The organism is Azospirillaceae bacterium, from assembly GCA_028283825.1.
Lineage (GTDB): Bacteria > Pseudomonadota > Alphaproteobacteria > Azospirillales > Azospirillaceae > Nitrospirillum.
This window is the reverse complement of the sequence record JAPWJW010000001.1, coordinates 1588989-1609551: the sequence shown is the minus strand read 5'-3', so window position 1 is coordinate 1609551 and position 20563 is coordinate 1588989. Positions and strand designations below refer to the sequence as shown.

Genomic DNA, 20563 nt, shown 5'->3' with positions numbered 1-20563 from the left:
TCGCACGTCCTGATCGAGGAAAAAGCCCATGACCGACTATTCCAGGCGCAACATCATCGCCGCCGGCGCCGTGGCCGCGGCGGCCGCCGCCGCGGGGGGCGCCAACGCCGCCACCTTCGGCAACCCCGACCGCCCCGGCCAGGGCCGCGTCAACGTCACCAACCCCATCGCGGGCCAGGAACCGGGGCCGCAGAACCCGGCGCTGGCCAGCCAGTTCCCGTCCTTCCAGGACCCGCCCGCCACCGACGTGTCCGGCATGGACCTGTTCTGGTCGTCCTTCAACAACGCCCACAAGCGCATCCAGGATGGTGGCTGGGCACGTGAGGTGACGCAAGCCGACTTCGCCATATCCGAGGCCGTGTCCGGCGTGAACATGCGCCTCGGGCCGGGGGGCGTGCGTGAGCTGCACTGGCACCAGCAGGCCGAATGGGCGGTGATGACCGACGGCAAGTGCCGCGTCACCGTGATCGACGCCGACGGCCGCCCGGCGGTCCGCGACGTGAAGGAGGGCGACCTGTGGTACTTCCCGCCGGGCCTGCCGCATTCCCTGCAGGGCCTGGGCACCAGCGGTGCCGAATTCGTCCTGGTGTTCGACAACGGCCGCGCGTCGGAATTCAACACCCTGCTGCTGAACGAATGGATGGCCCACACCCCGCCCGAGGTGCTGGCCGCCAACTTCGGCCTGCCGGAAAGCGCCTTCAAGAACTTGCCCGTCGACGACACCTGGATCTACCAGGCCAAGGACCCCATTCCGCCCCTGGAAGAGGTGCAGAAGGCCGTCCGCTCCCCGGATGGGGAGCCGGAGTATGAGTTCACCTTCTCCATGGGCCTGATGAAGCCAACCCGGGTCACCAAGGGCGGCTCCGTCAAGGTGGTGGACACCCGCAACTTCCCGGTCAGCAAGACCATCGCCGCCGCCCTGGTCACCATCAAGCCCGGCGGATTGCGGGAACTGCACTGGCACCCCAACGCGGATGAGTGGCAGTACTACATCAAGGGCCAGGGCCGCATGACGGTGTTCAACACCGGCCCCCGCGCCCAGACGGCCGACTTCCGCCCCGGTGACCTGGGCTATGTGAAGAAAAGCCTGGGCCATTACGTCCAGAACACCGGCACCGAGGATCTGGTGTTCCTGGAAATCTTCAAGGCAGACCGCTTCCAGGAGGTGTCGTTGGCCCAGTGGCTGGCCTGCACCCCGCCGGAACTGGTGGCCCAGCACACCAACATGGATCCCAAGCTGATCCGGCAGTTCAACAAGGCCCGGTTCGACGTATTGCCGGCCTAGTTGAGGGGGGCCGGCCATTCCAACTCCCTGGCCGGCCCTTTTCTTTCCAACCAACGAATAATGATCCAGGGACGCCGATGTCGCCGCCGCCCGCCGCCCTTGCCGCCGATTTCCCCCTATTGCGCTGGTCGCCGCCGGTCCCCGTCAAACGCCGGCGCCTGGCGGCCTTGGGGCCCCTGCTGCTGGGCCCCGGCGTGCTGGCCATGCTGGGGGAGAATGACGGGCCCAGCATGCTGTCCTACGCCACCAGCGGCGCCAGCTACGGCCTGGGTTTTTTCCTGCCCTTCATCCTGGTGACGTTCGCCGCCGCCTACTGTGTGCAGGAAATGGCGATGCGCCTGGGTGTCGCCTCCGGCCGGGGTTACGGCGAACTGATGTTCCAGCGTTTCGGGCGGGGCTGGGGCTGGATCTCCGCCGTCGATCTGATCCTGACCAACCTGGTGACCCTGGTGACGGAGGTGATCGCCATCCGCCTGGGCATGGGGTTCTTCGGGATACCGGCCTGGGTGGCCGTGGTCTTCGCCGTGCTGCTGGTGGCCGGCGGTGCCGCCACCGGGCGTTACGCGCGCTGGGAACGGGTGGCGGCGGGCCTGGCCCTGTTCAACCTGGCCTTCGTCGCCGTGGCGCTGCTGGCGCGGCCCGATCCCGGCGCCATCACCCACGCGCTCACATCTTGGGACGCGCCCAAGGGGGCGGGGGCCGGGGATTTCCTGATGATGGTGGCCTCCACCATCGGTGCCACGGTGACGCCCTGGATGCTGTTCTTCCAGCAGAGCGCCACGGTGGATAAGGGCCTGTCGGGCCCAGGGACGTCCGGTGAGGCCGCCATCCGCACCGGCCGCCTGAACACCGCCATGGGGGCCGTGCTGGCCGCCATCGCCGGCGGCGGTGCCCTGGTGGCCGCCACCCCGCTGTTCACCCAGCATATCGATATGGCGGCCTATCTTCAGGGCGGCGGCTTCGCGCAGGCCTTGTCGCCGCTGATCGGTCGGACGGGGGCGGCCCTGTTCGCCCTGGGCCTGATCGAGGCCGGGGCCGTCGCCATGCTGACCATCTCCGCCAGCGGCGCCTACGCGGTGGGGGAGATGGTGGCGGGTGCGGTGTGCAGCTTCGACGCCGGTCCACGCCGGGCACCCCTGTTCCATGCGGTGAACGTGGGCACCGCCCTGGTGGCCGGCCTGGTGGTGCTGATCCCCGGCGCGCCCTTGATGGACATCGTCATGAACGCCAACCTGCTGGCCACCATCCTGATGCCGGCGGCCCTGGTGTTCCTGTTGATCCTGGCCAACGACCCGGTGGTGATGGGCGCGCATGTCAACGGCCGCCTGACCAACATGGCGGGCATCGCCATCACCGTGGCGGTGACCCTGGCCGGCGGCGCCTATGCTGTCGTGGCCTTCCTGGACACGGTGGGCCTTCATGTCCTTTGACGCCGTCCGGCCCAAACCGCCGGCCCTGCCACCCATGCCGCTGGGGCGCGGCCTGCGCCTGGCCCTGATCGCCCTGCGCGTGCTGCTGGGCCTGATGACCGTGATGGCGGTCTGGGCCTTCATCAAGGGGCTGGGCTGAAGCACAGCGGCATGAGATTTTCATGCCGCTGTAGGCCCTGACCGGGGCCGCCGGAAGTTTTTGGGGAGCGTAGCGGACTGAAAACTGAGGATGAGGCAAGCCGGCGGATGCCGGCGCCCGCCGCCTGAGGGGACCGTTGATCAGCCATGATCAACGGTCACGAAATTAGCCCCCCAGCGCGCGATACGTCAGGTCGCTCAGGCTGATGGCGCCGTCGCCGGCGCTGTAGACACCCACCTTCAGGCTGATGAAGCCGCCGAAGACATTGTGGTGGATGCCCGACACCTCCATGCGGGTGCCCAGCAAGGTCCAGGTTTTGCCGCCATCGTGGGAATAGTGCCAGGTGACGACGTTCTGGTCGTTGGTCAGGCGCACCCGCACGGCGGTGGTCGCCTTGGGCTGGCGGGCCCAGATCAGCTCATCGGCGTATTCGAAGGTCTTGATGATGTCGGGGGTGAAGCCGATGCCGATGAAGGCCTTGGGGTTGTAGAACAGCAGCAGGCCGCCCTCGGCCTGGCCGCTCAGGGTGATGGTCACCTCCACCTCATAGGCGCGGTCGCCCACGGGGAAGACCAGGGGCGTGCTGTCGGCCGGCGTGCGATCGCGCCCCGCCAGGGTCAGCCGGCCATTCGCCCGTGTCACGCGGCCCATCTCACCGGGGGCGGGGTCGTGGAAGCCCCACTGGATGCCGAAGCGATCCTGGCTGAAATCGTCCGACAGGGCGAAGCCGGCGGGGGAGGGTTTTCCCCCTTTCGGCTTAGGCAAGGGCTTCGACAGGTCGCCGCCCTTGGCGCGGAACCAGCCGTCGGCCGTCCATTCCATCGGTTCCAGCAGGGTCTGGCGGCCCAGGGTGCGGAAGCCGTTCTCATAGCCGTGATAAACCATCCACCAGTCACCGGCCGGCCCCTCGACCAGCGAGGCGTGGCCGCGCGACCACCAGGGCTCATCGGCACTCAGGGTGCGCACCAGCGGGTTATGGGGGCAATGCTCCCACGGCCCGTGGATGGAGCGGGAACGGGCGGCGATCACCATGTGGCCGGTGGGCGGGCCGGCGGTGCCGCCCACGGCGGTGATCAGGTAGAACCACTCCCCATGGTGCAGCAGCTTCGGCCCCTCGGGCGCGAAATTCTCCACCACCCAGTCCTCGGGGTAGCGCCAGGGGCTGTAGGCCGGCTGGACCTGGCCATCGGTGGCCAGGCCGTCGTCGGTCAGGCGGACGTAGCGCACGCCGTTCACGAACAGATAGCGCTTGCCATCCTCCCCCACCACATGGCCGGGATCGATGCAGCCGGAGATCTTCAGGTCCACCGGCTCGCTCCACGGGCCCCGGATGTCGTCGGCCCAGATGGCGTAGATGGACCAGCCCTTGTCGCCCGGGTTGGCGGGGATATAGATGAAATAGCGGTCGCCGTGCTTGCACAGATCCACCGCCCAGATGGTGCCCAATTGCTTGGTCAGCGCCGGCCCCACCGGCTGCCAGTTCACCAGGTCGGTGGAATGCCAGATGACGATGCCGGGATAGGCGAAGAAGGACGAGAAGGTCATGTAATAGTCCGACCCGTCCTTCAGGATGGTGGGGTCGGGATGGTCGCCGGCGATGATGGGGTTGAGATAGGTGCCGTCGCCCAGGTCGGCCCGGCGCTGCCCCTCGATGCCCCGGCCCCAGCGCGGTGCGGCCCCCGGTCCTGTCGCCGCCCGCCCGATGGCGCCCGGCGCCAGGGAGAGGGGCAGGGCGGCGGCCCCGGTCAACGTCGCCTTGAACACGCTGCGGCGGGTGGGGGTGCTCATGCGCTGGGGTTTCCTCTGTTCCATTATTCAGGCAATGGCCCGCGCGCGCGTTGGCGGTTGGCAAGTCCAAGGCACATTGATAGCGGTAACATTGATGCAAGGAAAGGGGGCCGCATCGCTATTCACGGCGCCGCCGCTTCGACCTCGCCGATATGGACGGCCAGCCAGACGGTGGCCGTGTCCGGATCGGTGAAGGTGACCCAATGGCTGGCCCCCGCTGGGATGAACAGATGATCGCCGGGCGACAGCGCCGTCTCCACGCCCTCCACCGCCACCCGCGCGGCCCCGGCCAGGACCAGCACCCATTCATCGTGCGGCTGACGGTAGGGGCGATCCACCGGCGTCGTCTGGCCATGGGAGACGATCTGTTCGATGCGGCATCCGGGACGGCGGAGGATGTCGGTGAACCGTTCATCCTCGGCGGGCGGCGGCAGCGCATCCAGCAGGTTGCCGAGGGGCGAGGCGGTTGTATCGGTCACAGCGTTTCCATTTCCTTTCCAGCCGCGCGCAGTCCGCGCCTGGCACTTCTGCTTTGCTCAGGGCTGACAGTTTAACTTTGCGCCTACACCCGCCGGCATGCGTTAAACCGATAATATACGTTATGGAAATAAAATCATAATCCATCAAGCACCGGCACCGGGCTCAACGGCTTGGCGTGGCGCATGACGACCAGGGTTTTGAAGGTGCGGACGTTTTCGTCGTTCAGCAGGATGCGGCGCGTCAGCGCGTCGTAGCCTTCCATGTCGCGGGCGACGATGCGCAGGGCGAAGTCATGGTCGCCGGTGACGTACCAGGCCTCCACCACCTCGGGCACGGTGGCCAGCTTGCGCATGAACTGGTCGATGACGCTGCCGTCGTTGGTGCCGCTGCGTCCCCGGCCGCTGTCACGCTCCAGGGTCACCAGCACCACCATGGTCAGGGGCCAGCCCAGGGTGCGCGGCCGGACGATGGCGACCTCGCGCTCGATGGCGCCGGTCTCGCGCAGGCGGCGGATGCGGCGATAGCAGGCCGGGCCCGACAGGCCCACCCGTTCCGCCAGGGTCGGAATGGGCAGGCGCGCGTCCGCCTGCAACTGTTCCAGCAGCTTGCGGTCGATGGCGTCCAGATCGGTGGGCGGCGATACCATTTGGTCTTCACATGGCAAGGCAGTGATAAATTTTATCGATAAATGACCATCTTTGACACGAATAAACAAAGTTCATCGCTAAAATGTCGCGCCGTGCCGCCACCGGCTTTTCCTTGAGTGGCGGCCTTGACCGCCCAAGACGATCCCTTCCATGCCGCACGATACCGCCCTCTCCCCGCCCGGCGCCGCCGCGTCCGCGTCCCTGTCGGCCCTGCTGCCGATGGCGGCCCTGTTCGCCGCCATGGTGTCGGTGACCACCGGTGCCTCCATCGCCAAGACGCTGTTCCCGGTGACGGGCGCGCACGGCACCACGGCGCTGCGCCTGACGACGGCGGCCCTGATGCTGTTCGTGCTGCTGCGGCCTTGGCGCATCCGGCTGTCACGCCGCAGCTGGCGGCCGCTGCTGGTCTATGGCGGGGCCATGGCCGGCATGAACACACTGTTCTACATGGCCTTGCAGACCATCCCGGTGGGCATCGCCATCGCGGTGGAGTTCACCGGCCCCCTGGGCCTGGCCCTGCTGTCGTCGCGCCGCCGCGCGGACTTCCTGTGGATCGGGCTGGCGGTGGTGGGTTTGGCCCTGCTGTTGCCGCTGGCGCCGTCTGCGGCTGAACCACCCCTGGACCCGCGCGGCATCGCCTATGCCCTGGGCGCCGGTGTCTTCTGGGCGCTGTACATCGTGGCGGGCAAGCGGGCCGGCGGCGACCATGGCACCCAGGCGACGGCGGTGGGCACCCTGATCGCCGCCGCCATCGTCCTGCCCGTGGGGGTGGCCGACACCGGTGCCGCCACGCTGCTGCAGCCGGCCGTCCTGCTGCCGGCGGTGATGGTGGGGGCCCTGTCCAGCGCCCTGCCCTACACCCTGGAAATGTACGCCCTGCGCCGCCTGCCGGCCCAGACCTTCGGCACCCTGACCAGCGCCGAGCCGGCGGTGGGCGCCCTGATCGCCATGGTCCTGCTGGGGGAGACACTGTCGCCGCTGCACTGGCTGGCCGTGGCCACCGTCATCGTCGCCTCGGTTGGTGCTGCCCTGACCGCACGGCGGTCATCGCCGGCCCTGCTGCCCGACTGAATGGTTCCGGCGACGGAATTACCGCGGCCGATGGCAGGAACGGCCTTTGCCCACCGCGCGGCTGGCTATATACAGTGAGACAGCACTGACGGGCAGGCCACCGCCGTCCCCAACAGACCGGTGGAGTTGCCGCGCGCCATGAGCGATACCCTGACGTCCTTGCCATCGGCTGGCGCGGCCGACCTTCCGGCTGCGGTCACATCCCCCGCGTCCGGTGACGACAAGTCCAACATCGCCATCCTGGTGGTGGACGACAGTTCCTTCAACCGGCTGCTGCTGTCGCGGCGCCTGGGCGAACTGGGCTACAGCAACATCACCACCGCCACCGACGGCATCCAGGCCCTGGCGAACATCGAGACGGCGCGCTTCGACATCGTGCTGCTGGATATCGAGATGCCGGCGCTGGATGGTTTCGGCGTGCTGGAACGCCTGCGGGCCCAGCGCCGGCGCGACCCGCCGGTCATCGTCATTTCCGCCCATACCGAGATGTCGGCCATCGTCCGCTGCATCGAGTTGGGGGCGGAGGATTACCTGCCCAAGTCCTTCGACCTGCCGCTGCTGCGTGCCCGCCTGTCGGCGGTGCTGGAGAAGAAGCGGCTGCGTGACCTGGCGGCCCAGCGCCTGAAGGGGCTGGAGGCGGAACTGGAAAGCGCCCGGCTGGCGCAACTGGCCCTGGTGCCCAGCGCCTTCGCCCATCTGGCGGGGCATCGCGTCGACCTGCACGCCGCCATGGTGCCGGCCCGCCAGGTGGGCGGCGACTTCTACGACGCCATCCGCCTGGATGGCACCACCCTGCTGTTCGCCGTGGCCGACGTGTCGGGCAAGGGTGCGCCGGCGGCGCTGACCATGGCGCGCACGCTGGGCCTGTTCCGCGCCTCCGCCCGCCATCTGGCGGAGCAGCCAGGCGTAAGTGTCGATCCCGCCACGGTGCTGGCCCGCGCCAACGACGATCTGGTGCGTGAGAACCACGAGGCCACCTTCGTCACGGCCGCCGTGGGCGTGATCGACATGGTCACCGGCCAGGGCCAATTGGCCATCGCCGCGCATGAGATGCCCATGCTGCGCACCGCCGACGGCGATGTGCGCCCCCTGCTGCCCCCCGCCCCGCAGCCGCCGCTGGGCGCCTTGGAGGACATGGCCTACCGCAGCCATCCCTTCACCCTGACGCCGGGCGACAGCGTCCTGCTGTTTTCCGACGGCATCACCGAGGCGGAGAACGCGGCCGGTGCCTTCTTCGGCCGGGCCCGGCTGACGGAAACGCTGGCGGCCAACACCACGCCGCGCGCCATGGTGACGGGGGTGTTCAACGCCGTGGTCGATTTCGCCGACGGCGCCCCGCAGGCGGACGACATCACCGCCCTGGCCCTAAGGTTCCGCTGACGGTACAGCCGTTCCACCGGGGGTAGGCGTGCCGCTAATCGGCGTGCATATCAGCCAAACGGGCTACCATTAAAGTGGTACAGACGTTCTTCCTTGACCAGTCCTGCCCTTGCGCCATCTGACCGGTGATGACCCTAGTAAAGACGGGTCGGCAACCTAGAAAATGCAACCTGGACGGTCAGATATGGCGCGCGTCGAAGAAAAAATCACTCCTTGGGGCACACGGCAGCGCGAGATTGGTGATGTCGTTTTCCAACGCATCGCCAAAAATCTGGAAGCCACCTTGCTGGAGGCCTACCGTGGCGTCGATCCGACGTTGCGCGCCTTGCCACGCGAAGTCCTGGACCGCGAGTCCAAGAAGTTCGCGCAGATTTCCCATGGTGATTTCACGCCGGAGTATTTCAACGTCCAGGCCGGCATCATCAAGGGCGTCAGCCAGATGACGGACGTGTACACTTACCTGGCGGGCGGCTACGCCGCCTATTCCGCCGGCCTGATCAACGCCATGCTGAACAGCGGCAAGTTCCTGGACAGCCGGCGGCCGGAACTGGTCAACAGCCTCATGCGCTCCATCTTCTCCGACGTGGCGGTGGTGGTGCATTACTACTTCGAAGCGCTGACGGAAAAAGCCGAGGCGGAGAAGCGCCAGGCCATGGACGCCGTGACCGCCACCTTCGAGGCCAAGGTGGGCCAGCAGATCCACAGCCTGGCGGATGAGGCGGCGCGCACGCGCGAGACGGCGGAATCCATGGCGGCCACCGCCGACGACACCAGCCGGCAGGCCTCGGCCGCCGCCGCCGCGTCGGAAGAGACCTCGACCAACGTGCAGGCCGTGGCGGCCGCGTCGGAAGAACTGGCAGCCTCGGTCGCCGAAATCACGCGCCGCGTGGACGAGTCCGCACAGGTGGCGGCCGACGCCATCCAGCAGGCCCAGGGCACCGAGGCCACGGTGCGTACCCTGACGGACGCCGCCAACCGCATCGGCGAAGTGGTGGGCCTGATCAACTCCATCGCCGGACAGACCAACCTGCTGGCGCTGAACGCCACCATCGAGGCCGCACGGGCGGGTGACGCCGGCAAGGGTTTCGCCGTCGTGGCGGGCGAGGTGAAATCCCTGGCCGGCCAGACGGCCAAGGCCACGGACGACATTGCCGAACAGGTCACCCAGATTCAGCAGGCCGCCCGCCAGGCCGTGGTCGCCATCGAGGAGATCGGCCGCACCCTGGGCCAGGTGGGGGAGATCGCGACCGCCATCGCCGCGTCCGTCAACCAGCAGGGCTCCGCCACCCGGGAAATCGCGCGCAACGTCCAGAACGCGGCCGATGGCTCGCAGCAGGTGACCGTCAACGTTGCCCAGGTCAGCACTGCCGCCGGGGAGACCGGCGAAGGCGCGCATACCATGGTCAATTCGGTCAACAGCCTGTCCGGCCAGGCGGCATCCCTGCAACGCCTGGTGCATGAGTTCGTCGCGGACATCCGGGGCCGGTAGTCCTTATACGCGCGGTATTTGATCGTGATGATCAAATACCGCCCCTCAAACGGCGGGCGGCCACATCCGTGGCCTTGCCTTATCCTCCCTTTTCAGTCCGCCTTCGGCTCCCCGAAAAGGTCCGGCGGCCCCAGTCGGGGCCTACAGCGGCACGAGCCAAATCTCGTGCCGCTGATATTATTCCGCTTTCCGATGGCCGCTCATGCCCGGCTGGCAACCGGAATGACGGAAACCAGCGCGCCGGGGATCAGGTGGCTGACGTCGTCACAGATGGCATCGACCACCGCCTGCACCTCCCCCATCTGGCGGGCGGGTTGGAAGCCCAGCACCACCTCGATCAGCGCGGTGTTGCCCGACAGGCGGGACCGCACCGTCAGCAGTTCCTCATACCCCTCGAAATGGCGGGCCAGCACCCGGTTGATGGAGGCCTGGCGCGCCTCATCCAACGTATGGTCCAGCAGGGCGGGCAGCGCCTCCCGCCACAGGGCGAAGGTCAGTTGCAGCATGACCACCGAGACGAAGCCGGCGCCCAGCACCTCCGCCGCCTCGCCCCAGAGGGTGTCGCCGGCCACCAGGCCGACGCACAAGGCGCCCAGCACGATAAACGACGACACCAGCTTGGCAAGGCGGGTGCGCACCTGGCCGATCAGGATCAGGGAGGTGCCGTCGCGGCCGGCCCGCCACAGCGACACCAGCGCCAGGCCGTTCTGCACCACGTTGGCGGCACCGGCGAAGACCGCGAACCCCATGCCCAGGGTGGAATGCTCCGGCGGGTTCCACCAGCGATAGGCGGCCGATATCCCGACCCATAGGCCGCCCACCCCCATGACCAGGCCGATCACCAGGTTGGCGAACTGCTCCAGCTTGCCGGCGCCGTAATCGAACTGATGGGTCTGGCCGCGGTGGATGCGGCGCATCAGGACCAGCAGCACCATCTCCAGCGCCCACAGCAGGGTGCCGCGCAGGGTCTCCGCCGCCATCATCAGCGAATTGCCCCAGAGGGCGGCGGTCAGCGCCACGCCGATCATGACCAGGTCGCTCAGGCCGGCCAGCGCCATGCTGCGTTCCCGCGCACGGGCCGCGGGATCCAAGGGTTGGGACGCCGTCGTCGCCATCAACAGTCCAGTCCAGGTTTGTGCATCCGTATGACGGCCGCGACTGTGCAGCGTCCGCCCGGCAAACACCATGCCGTTATGGGTGTCATACACGCGGTATTTGATCGTGGCCGCTCAAATACCGCCCCTCAATCGCCGGGCGGCCACGGTGTCTTCAGCGACACGACATCAGCAGGCTGCCGGAGGTGGAAGGGGACAAGCCTGCCAAGCCATCGACCACCGCCTGACAAGGGTGAAGCGTCCCTGGACCAACGATCAGGTCGAGCGGATGAACCGGACTAACGAGGAAGCCACTGCCAAACGCTATCACTACGACAGCCATCAGCGGCTCGAAGCTCATCTCTGCGTCTTCATCGACGCCTATAATTATCGCCGGCGGCTCAAGGCCCTAAAGGGCCTGACGCCCTACAGTTCATCTGCAAAACATGAACAAAAGAGCACGAGTGATTCAGGCTCGATCCAATTCATCAAAATCCTGGATTGGAGCGGAACGCGATCAGGTGGCATCACCTGATCGCGTTCCGCTCTATCATGAACAGCTTAAAGAGCGAGATGCGATCACGCGTGATCGCATCTCGCTCTAAACGCCTAGGGGCAAGCCGTATTTGACTGAGCTCCACACACCGTCAACGCAGCGCCACCTGAATTTGTATTTATAAGCTCGATATATCTATCGCCAAATGTACTATTAATCTGTTTTACAAACTTGTCGAACGTGGAATCGTTACTAATGCTCGGGATCACGTGATGGACACAGTAGTCTTTATATGTCATAAGGGATCCAGGATATTTTTCTTTATTCCAGTCCTTCTTAAGACCCTCTACGATTTTATCTCCAGTGGAAGAAACACCGCTATAGTAGACGGCCTCCGAGATCTTGCTCACCGGTTTGCCGTCAGTGGGCGGCCTCAGCGCCGCCGCCTCTTTGGCACCCGACAGGACCTTGATATCGGTATCGGCCCTCGGCGGACCTGGATATTCCGCCGCAAGGGCCGCGACCACGCTCTTGCCAATGGGCGGCGCCTTGGCGGCGTTGCAAGAGTAGAAGTTTACCTTCCCAGGGGCGTCCTTCTTCTCCTTCTTAAACTTCTCTGCGAACTCTGCGGCCGTCAGGGGACCGACCTGGCCGCAATCTCCGTGTGAATTGACCATGAAAGTCGAGAAGTCATTGAGAGATTTGCCCTTTTCCACCGGCACGAACGGCTGCAATTTATCTTTCAGGAGGAAGACGGACACTGGCGCTGTGTCCTTCTGGCCAGTTGCCCAGACGATGTCGAAGGCGCCGGACTGGTCGTCACAGAAATCTTTGGTGATGATCTGGGCCGTCTGGGCCATGGCGGCGGTGACAGGCAGAAAGAGGGCCAACAAAGTGACGACGACGGGGCGGCGCATCTTGACTTCCTGTCGTTAATGAATTGCATCAGGTTGTCAATATACTACCATTACGGGAATTTACAATGATCAAAACTTGCGAGGGTAGCCTTCGTGCCTATTGGGTGGCTTAGGCTTCCTCGCTTACCAGTCCGCTTCGCTCCCCGGAAATCTCCGGCGGCCCCAGTCGGGGCCTACAGCGGCACGAGGCAGAGCCTCGCGCCGCCGGTATCCATCGCATCCGGCGCAGGAAACCGTCACGGTTGTTTAAATTTCGCCGGCTTCCTGTTTCGTGTTAGCTAGTCGGTTAATGGATTGGGGCCGAGACGACGGGGGTTGGGATGGAGTTTGAGCTGCGCGTCGCTGCCGATTCCGCCGCCATTCCCGGCGTGCTGGACCGGCTGGAGGCTTTCGCCGAAGCCGCCGAGCTGTCGCCGCGGGTTTCCCATCGCCTGGCCCTGGTGTGCGAGGAACTGGCCACCAACGTGGCGACCCACGGCCGCGCGGGCTATCCGCCGGCCACGTTCACCGACCTGCGGGTGGCGCTGACCGAGACGGAACTGCGCATCCGGGTGGAGGATGACGGCCCCCCCTTCGACCTGCTGTCGCTGGATGTGCCAGACACGGAATCGCCGCTGGACACCCGGCAGGACGGCGGCTTGGGCATCCACCTGATCCGCAGCCTGGCGCGCGAGATCCATTACCGCCGGGTGGAACCGCACAACCGTATCGACATCGTGCTGGACCTGGCGGGCTGAGCCCGGCAACCCCAGCCGCAATTTTGGACAGCGTTTTTCGGAGTGAGGAAGTTATGCAGGTGAGTGACGTCGGGTCGGTGAAGCTGGCCGTCATCGAGGGCCGTCTTGATACGGAGACGGCGCCCAACGTGGAGGGCCAGTTGCTGGCGCTGCTGGGCCAGGCCCCGGTGGTGCTGGACATGGCCGGCATCCGTTTCGTCAGCAGCGCGGGTCTGCGCGTCCTGCTGAAGGCGGCCAAGGCCGCCAAGGCGGCGGGCACGTCCTTCGTCCTCAGCGGCTTGCAGCCGGCGGTGCAGGAGGTCTACGACATCAGCGGCTTCACCCACATCGTGGCCGCCCACGCCGACCGCGACGCGGCCCTGGCCGCCATCGGTTAAGCACCTTCCACCCACCTACCAGCGGCATGCGGCACCGCCCGCGTGCCGCTTAGGCCGCGACCGAGCCCAGCCGGCGGATGCCGGCGCCCGGCGCCTGAGGGCGTAAGATCAGCTAACCGCCCGTTTCGCCCGCCCTTCCAGGATGCCCCGGATCTTGGCGGCCAGTTCGTCCATGGCGAAGGGCTTCATCACCATGTCCATGCCGTCGTCCAGGAAGTCGCCGCGCACGGCGGCGTTGGCGGCGTAGCCGGTGACGAACAGCACCGGCAGGTCCGGCCGGCGGCGACGCGCGATTTCCGCCAGTTGCCGGCCGTTCAGCCCTGGCAGGCCCACGTCGGTGATCAGCAGGTCGATCTGGCTGGAGGATTCGATGACCGACAGGGCCGCCCGGCCCTCGGCCGCGTGCAGGGCGGTGTAGCCCAGTTCCTGCAACACATCCAGGACCAGCAGGCGCACGGACTCGTCGTCCTCCACCACCAGCACGATCTCCCCCGCCCCTTCCGGCGCGTCGCCGCGCAGGACAAGGTCGCGGGCCTGTTCGTCCTCCCCGCCGTCGCAGGGCAGGTACAGGGTGATGGCGGTGCCGCGCCACATCTCGCTGTCGATGCGGACATGACCGCCGGTCTGCTGGACGAAGCCGTAGATCATGGACAGGCCCAGGCCGGTGCCCTGCCCGATGGGCTTGGTGGTGAAGAAGGGGTCGAAGGCCTTGGCCACCACGTCGGGCGGCATGCCCATGCCGGTGTCGCTGACCCGGATCATGATGTAGTCGCCGGCGGCCAGGCCGTTGTGCCGGGCGGCATAGGCGCGGTCCAATGTCTGCCGCCCGGTCTCGATGGTCAGGATGCCGCCGTCGGGCATGGCGTCGCGGGCGTTGATCGCCAGGTTCAGGATGGCGCTTTCCAGCTGGTTGACGTCGCTGCGGGCCGCCGCCAGATCCGCCGCCATGTTGACCCTGAACTCGATCTGCTCACCCAAGGTGCGGCGCAGCAAGTCCTCCATCGACCGCACCAGGTCGTTGACGTCGATGGGCTTGGGATCCAGCGTCTGCCGGCGGGAGAAGGCCAGCAGCCGGTGGGTTAGGGCCGCCGCGCGCTGGGCTGAGGCCATGGACGCGTCCATGAACCGGTCCAAATCGTTCAACCGCCCCTGGGTGATGCGGCGGCGCACGATGTCCAGGCCACCGATGACGCCCATCAGCATGTTGTTGAAGTCATGCGCCAGGCCGCCGGTCAACTGGCCCACCGCCTCCATCTTCTGCGCCTGGCGCAACTGCTCTTCCGTCTGGCGCAGTGCTTCGACGCGATCCTTGTCTTCGGTGACGTCGCGGCCGTAGGCGTAGACCAGGTCGTCCTCCTGCGCCGTGTTCCAGGAAATCCAGCGCAGGCTGCCGTCCTTGTGCAGGTGACGGCTTTCGAAATTGGTCAGGTCGGCGTCCTGCAGGGCGCCCAGCACCGCCTCGGTGGTGGGCCCGGCATCCTCGGGATGCAGGAAATCGGCGATGGGCCGGCCCACCACCTCCTCCGGCTGATAGCCCAGGATGGCAGTCCAGGATGGGCTGGCGGCGCGGAACAGTCCGTGGGCGCCCACGATCACCAGCAGGTCGCGGGAGTTGTTCCAGACGCGGTCGCGTTCCCGCGTCCGCTCCTCCACCCGCAGTTCCAGCGTTTCCGCGAACTGCCGCAGCCGTTCCTCCGCATCCTTGGACGCGGTGATGTCATAGATGACACCGATGAAGCGGCCGCCGGTGCCGTGCTTGCCGTCGCGGCGGTGCTCCCCCCGCTGGGCCAGCCAGCGCACCTCGCCCGTGTCCGGCCGGACGATGCGGAATTCCCGGTAGGGTTCCGCCACGCCGTCCGCCGCCTCCGGATGCGCCAGCAGGGGCGCGTCCTCGGGATGCACGACGGTGTTGACGGTGCGCACCGGCAGGGCGCTGGCGGGATGCAGGCCCAGCAGGCGGCAGAACTGCTCCGACACCGACACGGTGCCGAAACCATTGATGTATTCGAAGGTGCCGACGCCGCCCGCCGTCTGGGCCACGCGCAGCTGTTCCTCGACCCGCTTCTGGTCGGTGATGTCGGCCAGCACGCCCTTGAAACGGCGCAAGCTGTTGTCGGCCGCGCGGTCGGCGCCACCGCGCGCCGACACCCAGCGCACGGTGCCGTCGCGGGTGATGACGCGGTAGTCCTTGGCGAACACGTCCGCACCGTGCATCACGCCGGCGACGGCGATGCGCATGCGCATGCGGTCGTCGGCATGGATGGCGTTGAAGAAGGCCTCGGTCGGCAGGCCGTTGCCGGCCTCGATGGGATCCAGGCCGTACAGCTCGGAAAAGCGGGCATCGGCATAGAGGCGGCCGCCGGCCGCGTCCCATTCCCAGGCGCCGGCGGTGCCGCCCACGGCCTGGGCCAGGCGGGCGCGTTCCTTGGCGTTGCTGAGGGCCCGGCGGCTGGCGGCCAGTTCCGCCTCCACCTCCGCCCGCGCCAGTTCCAGGGTCAGGTCGGCGTGGGTCCAGACGTAGAAGGGGGTGGCGCCTTGCGCGTCCGTCATCGGCGTCAGGCGCACCCGGTTCCAGAAGGTGGGGCCGTCGCGGCGCAGGATGCGCAGGTCGGCGGTCAAGGGACGGTCGGCCGCCAGCGCGTCCTCAATCCCGGCCAGGATGGCGGGATCGGCGTCCGGGGCGGCGTGGAAGCCGAACGGCTGGCCGGCCAGGTCGGCCAGCGTGTGGCCGGTCAGCCGCTCGAACGCCGGGTTGGCGAACACCAGGGGCTCCCCCGGGCGGCGATGGTCGGTGATGGTCAGGGGCAAGCCCGATTGGATCAGGCAATCCAGCAGCGGGCCGCACAGCGCCCGCACGTCCGATGGAAGGCCGTTACCTGCGTCGTCGCATGCGTCCATGGCCACAGCCTCCGCACGGCCTGTCATGACCGGCCCCTCCTCAGAAAACGACGCGACGCGGGGCGTCACCCGGCATGGGTGTCCGTCCCGACGATGCGCGCGATGAATTCCCCCACCAGATCCTTCAATGAGTGCACCGACGGCAAATCCATCAGCATGGCGATATACCCCCGGATATCGCGGCCGCTGATGGCGAAATTGATGTACAGGAACAGGACGATGCCGTCGTCGCCCGCCTGTTCCGTCAACTCGAACAGCAGGGTGCCGTCGCCGCGCATCACCTGCGGCAGCGACATGGTCAGCGGCCGCTGCAGCAGATTGGCCATGGTGGCGAGACAGCCGTTGAGGACGACGTTGCCGGTTTCGGCCAGCGCCTCATCCTCGAACTCCACCATCTCCGTGTTGGACATCTCGCCATGGGTGACGGCGCGGACCAGTTCCAGGCTGTTGGATTCCGGGAAGATCAGCAGGGCGCGCCCGCTGAACGCGCCGCTGAAATCCTGGCGCACGGCGACCAACTGGTCGCTTTCCCGTTCCCGGATCAGGGCCGCGGCCACCCGGCGGTCCAGCACCTCAACCGAGGGCACGGACAGGATCACCTGGTCGCCCACCATCTTGCGCAGGCTGACGGCAGCACGGCTGACGCCGATGTTCACCAGTTCCGTCAGGGCGTCGTTCTCAAGCGGGTCGAGAACGATGGCGGTGTGGCTCATCCCTGCACCGCGCGCAGCTTCAGGGCCGCGCCGGACAGGAACCCGCGCAGGCCGTCCTCGGTGATGGGTTTGCTGACGAAGGTGGCGTTCACCGTCCTGGCGCGCGCGATCACCTCATCCTGCACATTGGCGGTGGCCAGCGCGATGGGCATGTCGGGGAAGCGCTGTCGCATCTGCTCCGCCAGTTCCAGGCCGTTCAGGCCCGGCATGTTGAAATCCAGGACGGCCACATCGACCTGCCCCTGCGCCAGGACGGCCAGCGCCTCGTCGGCGTTGCCGGCCTCCACCTTGGTCCAGCCCGGCTGCGCCGCCGCGATGGCCTTCGCCACCACGATACGCGCCAGCTTGCTGTCATCAACGATCAAGACCGTAGTACCCATTTCACCCATCCTGCCCAAGTCGTCCAATCTGCCTATTGCCCCCCGGCAAGTCGTTGTGCGCATCACAACCCGGCAGCGATCCCATCTATATAGCCTAGTCCTAATAAACTTGTCTGCCGGAGTCCGCGCCGTCCGCCGTGAGAAGCGGTAGAATCCAGTCCTTGAGAAATATATCTTCAGCCCTATCCCGTACATAAGCCCGAAAAGCGAGCAGCACTTGCACCAGTGCACCATGCAGGTGAGTGCAAGTGCCGAGATCAACTTGAGAATCCGGCGACAGCTGCAACGCGGATACCAGCGTCTCCGCATCTTCGGCCATGCATGCGCCGGTCAAACGGATTACCCCGCCCTCGACCTGGACCGTCATGGCGCCCCCTCGGCCGCCAGGCCGGCGATCAGGCCCGGCACGTCCAGCACCATCATGACCTGGCCGTCGCCCATCACCGTGGTGCCCAGGATCCCCGGCATGGCGGAAAGCAGGCCGCTCATGGGGCGCAGGACCACGTCCCGCCGGTCGACGAAGGCGTCCACGCCCACGGCCACGAGATCGCCCGACGCGCGGACGATCACGGCCCGCCGCAAGCCGTTGCCACCACCGGCAACGGGCGTTTCCTGATCATCACCCATGGTGTGCCGCGTGTTCAGCAATTCCCCCAGCTCCAGCAACGGCACGGCCGCGTCGCGCAGCACGAACGCCCGACCGGCACGCACCGCCACCAGGCGGTCCGGCGCGATCCGCGTCGTCTCGACGATACCGTCCATGGGAATGCCATATCGCTCGCCCCCGGCGGACACCACCATGACTTTAGTCAATACCAGGGTCAGGGGCAGGATAAGACGGATGGCGGTACCGGTGCCGGGGGTGCTGGTGATCGCCACGCGGCCGCCCAACCGCGCCACGGCGGTGCGCACCGCGTCCATGCCCACGCCCCGGCCCGACAGGTCGGTGACGCTGCGCGCGGTGGAAAATCCAGGCCGGAACACCAGGTCCAGCGCGTCGGCGTCCGACAGGGCCGCCAGGGCGGCGGCGGAAAGAACGCCCCGTTCGGCGGCCGTCCGCCGGATGACGGCCGGATCCATGCCCCGCCCGTCATCCGCCACGGTGATCACCACCTGGTCGGCGTCGCGGGCGACGGACAGGACGATGCGGGCGCGGGCCGGCTTGGCCGCGGCCTGGCGCGCCGCCGCCCCCTCCACCCCATGGTCGACCGCGTTGCGCAGCAGGTGGGTCAGCGGTTCGAACAGCGCCTCGACGATGGTCTTGTCGACCTCCACCTCGCTGCCTTCGACCGCCAGGTCGACCTCCTTGCCCAGGGCCGACGCCGTTTCCCGCACCACGCGGGGGAAACGGCGCAGCAGCGGCAGCACAGGCACCAGGCGCAGGCCCATCACGGTGCGGTGCAGGCGCCCGACCAGGCGGTCGATGGCCCCCTGCCGGTCGGCCAGGGCCTGGGCCGCCCCCTCCCCGCCCAGGCCGGCGCCCATTTCCAGCGCCAGGTCCGACAGCGCGTTCTTGGCTACCACCAGTTCATCGACGATGTCCGCCAGCGTGTCGATGCGGCCGGCATCCACCCGCAGCACCCGCGCGGCCGCCTCCGGCACGGCCGGTACAGGCCCCGCTTGGGCGGGCGGCGGCGTCCAGCTTTCGATCCGTACCTGGTCGGCCATGAAGCGGAAGGGCTCCTTCACCGCCTCCGGCGCCGCCGCCGACAGCAGTTCCACCACCAGGTCGCAGGCGTAGGGATCGTAATCCGGACCCGGCGGCGGTGCCCCTTCCCGACGCGCGATGCGCAGGGCCAGCAGATCCGGCACCGATCGGGCCAGCGCCACCGGGTCATCCCCCCGGAAATAGCAGCCGGCGTCGGGCAGGTACCGCAGCGCCGTGACGGTGGGGTGCCGGGCCGGGTCCAGCCCCTGGGCCTGGTACAGGGCGGCGATCCAGGCGGTGTCCTGAGCCGGCTCGACCGCGGCGGCCACGGTGGCGCCATCCAGGCTGGCGCGCAGGCGTGCCGTCAGCGCCGCGGCGACCGCCGCCGCGTCGGCCGGCAGGTCCCCCTCGGTGGCGGCCAGGGACGCCAGCCAGCGCTCCGTCTGTCCCGTCGCCGCCACCAGGGCGTCCACCGCCGCGCGGTCCAGCGCCCGGTCGCCGGCGCGCACCGCACCCAGCAGATCCTCCGCCGCGTGCAGCACCCGACCCATGGGCGCCAGGTCGAACAGGCCGACGGATCCTTTCAGCGTGTGGATGGCCCGGAAGGCCTCATCCACCAGGGCCGTGTCGCCGGGGTGCTGTTCCAGGGCCAGCAGGGCCTCGCCGGCCGCCTGCACCTGTTCGGGCCCCTCGATCAGGAACTGCTCCAGCAGCTCATCCATCAGGGTATCCCTCCCGATCGAACCATTCGGGGTCGCTGGTAGACCACGGCGTCGTCGAACCGCCGCACGGCGAAGCGGTCGCTGATCCGGGTCAGCGATTCCGAATGGCCCAGGCACAGGAAACCACCGGGCGCCAGGCGGTCGAACAGGTTGCGCACCGCCAGTCGGCGTGATTCCTCATCGAAATAGATCAGCAGGTTGCGGCAGAAGATGACGTCGAACGCGCCGTGCAGGGCCAGGCTGTTGGTGTCCACCAGGTTGGCGTTGGTGAAGGTCACCGATTCCCGCAAATCCTGGATGATGTGATACTCGCCCTCCGGGGCGCCCTCGCCGGCCGGTTCGAAATAATCGTGCACCACGGCCGGCGACAGCCGCGCCAGCGCCTTGGCGCCATAGCGCCCGGCACGGGCGGCGGCCAGCGCCTGCGTGTCGATGTCGGAACCGACGATCTCCACATTATAGGCATCCACCATGCGCCAGTTTTCCAGCAGCCACAGGGCGATGGAATAGGGCTCCTCCCCCGTGGAGCACGGCAGCGACCACAGGCGCACCTTGTCGCCCGGCGCCCGGCTGGACACGATTTCCGGCAGCAGGTCGCGACTTAGGCACCGCAGCTGGTGTTCTTCGCGGTAGAAATAGGTCTCATTGATGGTGAAGCTGTTGATCAGGCTTTCCGCTTCACCCGGGTCGGCCATCAGGTGATTGAAATACAGGGCGAAGCTGTCGTAGCCGGAGGTCGCCATGCGGCCCGCCACCCGCCGGTCGATGTAATAGCGTTTGCTCTCGCCAAACTGCATGCCCGTGCGCAGATACAGGAACTCGCAAAAGCGCGCCAGGTCGGCGGCGCTCAGCATCGGCGCCTCCCCTTCCCG

19 protein-coding genes and 1 pseudogene are annotated in these 20563 nt (G+C 67.4%); 9 read left to right on the top strand and 11 right to left on the bottom strand.

All coding sequences use genetic code 11. The annotated features are described in order from the left end of the window. Positions 1-28 precede the first annotated feature (28 nt). From PW843_06525 to PW843_06515, 3 genes are all read left to right on the top strand, one after another. A complete protein-coding gene (locus PW843_06525) occupies positions 29-1285 on the top strand; it encodes a cupin domain-containing protein (protein MDE1146267.1) in 1257 nt (418 codons plus the stop codon). Positions 1286-1362: 77 nt separating this feature from the next. Beyond that, positions 1363-2715, top strand: coding sequence for a divalent metal cation transporter (locus PW843_06520; protein ID MDE1146266.1), 1353 nt, complete (start codon positions 1363-1365; stop codon positions 2713-2715). Continuing rightward, complete coding sequence (locus PW843_06515; protein ID MDE1146265.1) at positions 2705-2854, top strand: hypothetical protein; 150 nt, start codon at positions 2705-2707, stop codon at positions 2852-2854. Before PW843_06520 ends, PW843_06515 begins: the two co-directional genes overlap by 11 nt. A 165-nt stretch (positions 2855-3019) precedes the next feature. Here the strand turns inward: PW843_06515 and PW843_06510 are convergent, their stop codons facing one another. The 3 genes from PW843_06510 to PW843_06500 form a co-directional block, all read right to left on the bottom strand. Further along, entirely contained in the window at positions 3020-4642 is a 1623-nt protein-coding gene (locus PW843_06510; protein ID MDE1146264.1) for a family 43 glycosylhydrolase, read from the bottom strand. A 122-nt stretch (positions 4643-4764) separates the two neighbouring features. After that, entirely contained in the window at positions 4765-5121 is a 357-nt protein-coding gene (locus PW843_06505) for a cupin domain-containing protein (protein MDE1146263.1), read from the bottom strand. 134 nt (positions 5122-5255) lie between these two features. After that, positions 5256-5768 (bottom strand): Lrp/AsnC family transcriptional regulator, encoded by a 513-nt coding sequence (locus PW843_06500; protein MDE1146262.1) that lies wholly within the window; start codon positions 5766-5768, stop codon positions 5256-5258. 151 nt (positions 5769-5919) lie between these two features. On the opposite strand from PW843_06500, the gene PW843_06495 reads away from it, so the two are divergent. From PW843_06495 to PW843_06485, 3 genes are all read left to right on the top strand, one after another. After that, a complete protein-coding gene (locus PW843_06495; GenBank protein MDE1146261.1) occupies positions 5920-6840 on the top strand; it encodes an EamA family transporter in 921 nt (306 codons plus the stop codon). A 138-nt stretch (positions 6841-6978) separates the two neighbouring features. Beyond that, a complete protein-coding gene (locus PW843_06490; protein ID MDE1146260.1) occupies positions 6979-8220 on the top strand; it encodes a SpoIIE family protein phosphatase in 1242 nt (413 codons plus the stop codon). A gap of 283 nt (positions 8221-8503) precedes the next feature. Next, entirely contained in the window at positions 8504-9709 is a 1206-nt protein-coding gene (locus tag PW843_06485; protein MDE1146259.1) for a methyl-accepting chemotaxis protein, read from the top strand. 200 nt (positions 9710-9909) lie between these two features. Here PW843_06485 and PW843_06480 read toward each other — a convergent pair whose 3' ends face one another. Further along, the gene (locus tag PW843_06480) at positions 9910-10824 is read right to left on the bottom strand and encodes a cation transporter (GenBank protein ID MDE1146258.1); all 915 of its coding nucleotides are present in this window, start codon (positions 10822-10824) and stop codon (positions 9910-9912) included. Between the two features lie 208 nt (positions 10825-11032). On the opposite strand from PW843_06480, the pseudogene PW843_06475 reads away from it, so the two are divergent. Continuing rightward, a pseudogene (locus PW843_06475) lies at positions 11033-11253 on the top strand (integrase core domain-containing protein). A gap of 159 nt (positions 11254-11412) precedes the next feature. Here the strand turns inward: PW843_06475 and PW843_06470 are convergent. After that, positions 11413-12216: a hypothetical protein gene (locus PW843_06470; GenBank protein MDE1146257.1), complete on the bottom strand. Its 804-nt coding sequence runs from the start codon at positions 12214-12216 to the stop codon at positions 11413-11415. Positions 12217-12536: 320 nt separating this feature from the next. On the opposite strand from PW843_06470, the gene PW843_06465 reads away from it, so the two are divergent. Together PW843_06465 and PW843_06460 are read left to right on the top strand one after the other, a co-directional pair. After that, the gene (locus PW843_06465) at positions 12537-12953 is read left to right on the top strand and encodes an ATP-binding protein (GenBank protein ID MDE1146256.1); all 417 of its coding nucleotides are present in this window, start codon (positions 12537-12539) and stop codon (positions 12951-12953) included. Between the two features lie 53 nt (positions 12954-13006). Beyond that, positions 13007-13330 carry an STAS domain-containing protein gene (locus PW843_06460; GenBank protein MDE1146255.1) on the top strand — a complete coding sequence of 108 codons (324 nt, stop codon included), beginning with the start codon at positions 13007-13009 and terminating at the stop codon, positions 13328-13330. 108 nt (positions 13331-13438) lie between these two features. Here the strand turns inward: PW843_06460 and PW843_06455 are convergent, their stop codons facing one another. The 6 genes from PW843_06455 to PW843_06430 all read right to left on the bottom strand — a co-directional run bounded on the left by PW843_06455 (position 13439) and on the right by PW843_06430 (position 20545). Next, positions 13439-16228 carry a PAS domain-containing protein gene (locus PW843_06455; GenBank protein MDE1146254.1) on the bottom strand — a complete coding sequence of 930 codons (2790 nt, stop codon included), beginning with the start codon at positions 16226-16228 and terminating at the stop codon, positions 13439-13441. Between the two features lie 65 nt (positions 16229-16293). Next, positions 16294-16941 (bottom strand): chemotaxis protein CheX, encoded by a 648-nt coding sequence (locus tag PW843_06450; protein ID MDE1146253.1) that lies wholly within the window; start codon positions 16939-16941, stop codon positions 16294-16296. Beyond that, entirely contained in the window at positions 16938-17321 is a 384-nt protein-coding gene (locus tag PW843_06445; protein MDE1146252.1) for a response regulator, read from the bottom strand. Before PW843_06445 ends, PW843_06450 begins: the two co-directional genes overlap by 4 nt. Positions 17322-17421: 100 nt before the next feature. Next, the gene (locus PW843_06440; GenBank protein ID MDE1146251.1) at positions 17422-17688 is read right to left on the bottom strand and encodes a hypothetical protein; all 267 of its coding nucleotides are present in this window, start codon (positions 17686-17688) and stop codon (positions 17422-17424) included. After that, positions 17685-19691, bottom strand: a complete 2007-nt coding sequence (locus PW843_06435; GenBank protein ID MDE1146250.1) for a chemotaxis protein CheA — start codon at positions 19689-19691, stop codon at positions 17685-17687. Before PW843_06435 ends, PW843_06440 begins: the two co-directional genes overlap by 4 nt. Further along, positions 19691-20545 (bottom strand): protein-glutamate O-methyltransferase CheR, encoded by an 855-nt coding sequence (locus PW843_06430; protein MDE1146249.1) that lies wholly within the window; start codon positions 20543-20545, stop codon positions 19691-19693. Before PW843_06430 ends, PW843_06435 begins: the two co-directional genes overlap by 1 nt. Between the last annotated feature and the right edge of the window lie 18 nt (positions 20546-20563).